This window comes from Streptococcus sp. DD04, from assembly GCF_001578725.1.
Classification (GTDB): domain Bacteria; phylum Bacillota; class Bacilli; order Lactobacillales; family Streptococcaceae; genus Streptococcus; species Streptococcus sinensis.
Genome location: NZ_KQ968976.1, coordinates 93,114 through 98,115, shown reverse-complemented (window position 1 = coordinate 98,115; position 5,002 = coordinate 93,114). Strand labels below are relative to the sequence as shown.

7 protein-coding genes are annotated in these 5,002 nt (G+C 43.7%); 5 read left to right on the top strand and 2 right to left on the bottom strand.

The window, feature by feature from the left end; all coding sequences use genetic code 11:
• Both STRDD04_RS00455 and STRDD04_RS10800 read left to right on the top strand, forming a co-directional pair.
• Positions 1-871 (top strand): ATP-binding protein (locus tag STRDD04_RS00455; protein ID WP_156469030.1); only part of this gene is annotated, 871 nt, incomplete at its 5' end.
• Positions 872-985: 114 nt separating this feature from the next.
• A complete protein-coding gene (locus STRDD04_RS10800; protein ID WP_156469016.1) occupies positions 986-1,159 on the top strand; it encodes a hypothetical protein in 174 nt (57 codons plus the stop codon).
• Between the two features lie 425 nt (positions 1,160-1,584).
• On the opposite strand, the gene STRDD04_RS00450 is transcribed toward STRDD04_RS10800, so the two are convergent.
• Positions 1,585-1,776 (bottom strand): hypothetical protein, encoded by a 192-nt coding sequence (locus tag STRDD04_RS00450; protein ID WP_062198411.1) that lies wholly within the window; start codon positions 1,774-1,776, stop codon positions 1,585-1,587.
• A 122-nt stretch (positions 1,777-1,898) separates the two neighbouring features.
• Here STRDD04_RS00450 and ylqF point away from each other — a divergent pair, with 122 nt between their 5' ends.
• From ylqF to STRDD04_RS00435, 3 genes are read left to right on the top strand one after another with little or no spacing between them, the layout of a single operon-like run.
• Positions 1,899-2,750 (top strand): ribosome biogenesis GTPase YlqF, encoded by an 852-nt coding sequence (gene ylqF, locus STRDD04_RS00445; RefSeq protein WP_062198410.1) that lies wholly within the window; start codon positions 1,899-1,901, stop codon positions 2,748-2,750.
• Entirely contained in the window at positions 2,737-3,504 is a 768-nt protein-coding gene (locus STRDD04_RS00440; protein WP_062198408.1) for a ribonuclease HII, read from the top strand. Before ylqF ends, STRDD04_RS00440 begins: the two co-directional genes overlap by 14 nt.
• A 23-nt stretch (positions 3,505-3,527) precedes the next feature.
• Positions 3,528-4,382: a PRD domain-containing protein gene (locus STRDD04_RS00435; protein WP_062198406.1), complete on the top strand. Its 855-nt coding sequence runs from the start codon at positions 3,528-3,530 to the stop codon at positions 4,380-4,382.
• On the opposite strand, the gene STRDD04_RS00430 is transcribed toward STRDD04_RS00435, so the two are convergent.
• On the bottom strand, positions 4,342-5,002 hold a 661-nt coding region (locus STRDD04_RS00430), incomplete at its 5' end, for an ISL3 family transposase (RefSeq protein ID WP_156469029.1). The genes STRDD04_RS00435 and STRDD04_RS00430 overlap by 41 nt on opposite strands.

Below are 5,002 nucleotides of genomic sequence, written 5' to 3'. Positions count from 1 at the left end.
GGAGCATATCGAGCGGGCAGGGGTTCACTCAGGGGATTCCATGGCGGCTTATCCGCCGCAAACCTTATCTCAGAAAGTCAAGGATACTATTGCAGACTATACCAAGCGTTTGGCTCTGGGACTGAACTGTATTGGCATGATGAATATTCAGTTCGTCATCAAAGATGAGCAGGTCTATGTCATTGAGGTCAATCCACGGGCCAGCCGAACTGTTCCTTTCTTGTCCAAAGTGACTGATATTCCAATGGCGCAAGTGGCGACTCATTTGATTCTTGGGGAAACCTTGGCAGAGCTGGGCTATGAAGATGGCCTCCATCCAGAAAGTTCCATGGTTCATATCAAGGCTCCGGTCTTCTCCTTTACCAAGCTGGCTAAGGTCGATAGTCTCTTGGGACCTGAAATGAAGTCTACTGGTGAAGTCATGGGCAGTGACCGCACCCTGGAAAAAGCTCTCTACAAGGCTTTTGAGGCTTCCTATCTTCATCTGCCAAACTTCGGCAATATTGTCTTTACTATCGCAGACGATAGTAAGGAAGAAGCCCTGCAGCTGGCTCAGCGCTTTGCCAATATCGGCTATAGTATCTGGGCAACCAAGGGAACAGCCTCTTATTTTGAAAATCATGGTCTACACGTCCGATTTGTAGAAAAAATCGGTAGTGACGATGATAAGGACATCCCAGCCTATATCCGCAAGGGCAAGGTTCAGGCTATTATCAACACGGTCGGAACCAAGCGGACAGCAGATAAGCATGGTCAAATTATCCGCAGTTCAGCTATCGAGCATGGAGTGCCACTCTTCACAGCCTTGGACACAGCTGATGCCATGCTGAAGGTACTGGAAAGCCGCAGTTTCACTACAGAAGCGATTTAGATATGGATTTTAAGTCCAATATCGGCATTTGTCTGTGTACGAGTTTGGAAGGCGATCTTATACAGCTAATCTTGAGAGAAGCTGAATGCAAAGGAGAAATAAGGTCACTCTATCATGTCACAGCTAGCAACTAAGAGGGGATTTGATGGTACAGTCCATCTGTCCAATGGCACCACCAATTATCCGCTTAATGCTCAATCTGGCTTTAATCTAGAAGGGCTGATCGCACTGGACTGGTCTACCTATCTCAATGGGCAACTATTCAAGCGTTCTTGGGAAAGAGAGTAGAGGGCAAGCGTTGCTCCAAAGTGGCTGTCAGGGTGAATCTGGAAAGAGAGTCCCAGCAGGAAATGAGCTAATATTTTTAGCTGATGGCCATGCTTGGTTAAGTTTCTGATTCTATTGTGATAGTTTGGCAATTTGTATAGGTAAATTAAAGTGTTTATACAAAAACAACATGACTCCAACAATTACGGAATCATGTTGTTTTCATATTACATTTGTTTTTCTTATCAAAGAAGTTATAAGTGTATTCAAAGATAGCGAGAGCTGCAATGCAAAACAAAATCCACAGAAGCTCAGAACACAAGTCGAGCTTGTCAGATCGACGGCACAGCTAGTCTGTTGACCATTGGTGTTGCAAAGACTGCCCTGATATTAATCCCCATAAGAATAACCGATATGGTCAGTGTCCTGCCGTTTTTGGGAGCAACCTATGCTACGCGAAGGAAAGCTTTGGGGAAGACCCAACCAAAGAAGACATCAGCTGTCTGCTCAGAAAGCTTTAGGGTAATCTCAATGGCTGTGCCATTATCAGGACTATGGTTATCCATAAATACGCAGCTAATATTTTCGGGCAGGGCTACGAAATACTTGATCGCTTCCTTAATGGGGAAGTCTGTCAAAGTTTCTCATGATTTCAGCATTGCCTTGCGACATTTTTGGTCTTTTCTGCTATAATAAACGTAAACAGAGCCCTTTTAATGGCTTTTTTCAATGAGAAATTAGACTCAATAGGAGAAATATTATGGTAACGATTCAATGGTTTCCAGGGCACATGTCCAAGGCTCGGAGACAGGTTCAAGAAAGTATTAAATTTGTAGATTTTGTGACGATTTTGGTGGATGCGAGACTGCCTTTGTCTAGTCAAAATCCTATGCTGACTAAAATTGTTGGAGATAAGCCCAAGTTGTTGATTTTAAACAAGGCTGACCTGGCAGATCCGACCTTGACCAAGGAATGGCAAGCTTATTTTGAAAGTCAGGGAATCAAAACCTTGGCTATTAACTCTAAGGAGCAATCTGCAGTTAAAAAAGTGACCGAAGCAGCTAAGAAATTGATGGCTGATAAGCTAGCTCGCCAGCGGGAAAGAGGAATTCAAATTGAAACCCTGCGGACCATGATTATCGGGATTCCCAATGCTGGAAAGTCAACGCTGATGAACCGGCTAGCTGGTAAGAAAATTGCTATAGTCGGCAATAAACCAGGGGTCACCAAAGGTCAGCAGTGGCTCAAGTCCAATAAGAATTTGGAAATTCTAGACACACCGGGGATTCTTTGGCCAAAATTTGAAGATGAAATGGTGGCATTAAAACTCGCTTTGACGGGAGCTATCAAGGATAATTTGCTGCCCATGGATGAGGTCACGATTTTTGGACTCAATTATTTCAAAGAGCATTATCCTAAGGCACTGCAGGAGCGCTTTAAGCAGCTGGATTTAGAGCTGGAAGCGCCAGACATGATTATGGATATGACTCAAAAACTAGGCTTCAAAGAGGACTACGATCGTTTTTATAGCCTCTTTGTCAAGGAAGTGCGTGATGGCCGCTTAGGCCGTTATACACTGGATGGTCTGGAGGAATTGGATGGCCACGATTAAGGAAATCCAAGAGCAGCTGGCTCAAGTTTCTGACTTGCAGGATCCACTTTTTCAGGCTTTAAAGCAGGATGAGCGGAGCGGTGTTCAAAAACTGCTACTCAAGCGCCAAAAAGAAATCCAAGCAGAGCTAGATGAAGACCTGCGTCTGGAGTTTATGCTGCGCTATGAAAAAGAACTGTACAGTCAGGGATTTCAAGTCCTGGCTGGCATTGATGAAGTCGGACGAGGTCCCTTAGCTGGTCCGGTGGTTGCAGCAGCAGTCATTTTGCCTCCTGACTGTAAAATCAAAGGTCTGAATGACAGTAAGAAGATTCCCAAGAAAAAACATGAGGAAATTTATCAAGCAGTTCTAGATCAGGCCTTAGCCATTGGTCTGGGGATTATGGATAATCAAACGATTGACCGAGTCAATATCTATGAAGCGACCAAGCTAGCTATGGCAGAAGCTGTAGCCCAGCTCAAGATTAAGCCAGATTACCTCTTGATTGACGCGATGAAGTTAGACTTGCCCTTGCCTCAGCAGTCCATTATTAAGGGCGATGCCAATTCCCTGTCCATCGCTGCGGCTTCTATCGTAGCCAAGGTGACGAGGGACAAGATGATGGCGGAATTTGATCAGGTTTATCCAGGCTATGACTTTGCCCAGAATGCTGGTTATGGCACCAAATTGCATCTGGAAGGACTGGACAAATACGGTGTCACACCGATTCACCGCAGAAGCTTTGAACCGGTGAAATCCATGATAAGTCCATAATAAAAAGCCCTGAGAGGTAAAAGATGATTATTACTAAAATACTGAACAACAATGTCGTCCTTTCGGAAGCTGAAGGACAGGAAGTGATTTTAATGGGGCGCGGCTTGGCTTTTGGTCGCAAGGTAGGAGACGAGATTCCAACCAACTTAATCGAAAAACGCTATGTTTCTTCTGAGCAGGAAAGAGAACTCCTCATGGATCTGCCAGCTGAAATCATGGAAATGGCCGATCAGATTATCACTTTTGCCCATAATCATCTGGAGAGTAAGCTTAAGGACAGTGCTTTTTTAGCAGTGGCGGACCATATCTATGGTGTGACCCTGCGCCTGCAGGACGATCTTTACATGAAAAATTTTCTGCTTTGGGATATTAAGCGTTTCTTTCCAAAAGAATATGAGGTCGGAAAATTTGCAAATCAGCTCTTGAGCGATTATCTGAGCAAGGATCTACCAGATGATGAGGCGGCTTTTATAGCCCTGACTCTTGTTAATGCGGAGCTAGGAACTGGCACAGCTGCTGCGAGAGAATTGACTCAGCTCATGGAGGAAATCCTGACCATTGTCAAATACAGTCTGGAGACCTCTTTAGAAGATCATGATATTTATGTCGAACGCTTTATGACCCACCTCAAATTCTTCTGCCAGAGGGTTTTGGCTAATGATGGGCATCGAGATTTGCCAGATAACGACATGTTTGACATGCTGAAAATCAAGTATCCTTTAGCCTTTGAAACAACCAAAAAGATTAGTGATTATCTGCATCGAACGCGCAATTACCACACTTCAGATGATGAGCAGCTCTATCGGCTCTTTGTCAACTGTAGTGGGTTGATGTCAGCTAACATCTGGAGAGGACCGGATTGGTTCTCTCCTTTTTGATATTCAAAGCGATGAGGATTCTAGTTCTAAAGTTGTCAAAGTTTCGAAATCCGAAAGCGTTGCGCTTGATGACCTTGATAAGGTTGTTAGTGGCCTCTAGCTTAGCATTTGAGTAAGGGAGTTCAAGAGCGTTGATAATTTTATCTTTGTCCTTGAGAAAGGTTTTAAAAACAGTCTGAAAGATAGGATTTATACAAGCAATCCTTTCTTCAATGAGTCCAAAGAAATGTTCAGCTTGTTTCTCTTGAAAATGAAAAAGCAAGAGTTGGTAAAGCTCATAGTGTTCTCTGAGTTCTTGAGAGTAAGAGAGTAGCTTTTCAAGAATCTCTTGATTTGTCAAGTGCATACGAAAAGTCGGACGATAAAAGCGTTTATGACTTAGTTTTCGACTGTCTTGTTGGATCAGTTTCCAGTAGCGTTTCAGCGCTTTGTATTCGTACGATTTTCGATCCAACTGATTCATAATTTGGATGCGAAGACGACTCATAGCCCGGCTGAGATGTTGTACAATGTGAAAACGATCGAGGACAATTTTAGCCTTTGGAAAGAGTTTCTTAGCGATTTCGTAGTAGGGGCTAAACATGTCCATTGTAATGATCTTGACGCGACTTCTTACCTCT

What these genes read in the sequence shown, in the direction of transcription:
- ylqF (WP_062198410.1), top strand. Translation starts at nt 1,899, where the DNA reads ATGGTAACGATTCAATGGTTTCCAGGGCACATGTCCAAGGCTCGGAGA.
- STRDD04_RS00435 (WP_062198406.1), top strand. Translation starts at nt 3,528, where the DNA reads ATGATTATTACTAAAATACTGAACAACAATGTCGTCCTTTCGGAAGCT.
- STRDD04_RS00440 (WP_062198408.1), top strand. Translation starts at nt 2,737, where the DNA reads ATGGCCACGATTAAGGAAATCCAAGAGCAGCTGGCTCAAGTTTCTGAC.
- STRDD04_RS10800 (WP_156469016.1), top strand. Translation starts at nt 986, where the DNA reads ATGTCACAGCTAGCAACTAAGAGGGGATTTGATGGTACAGTCCATCTG.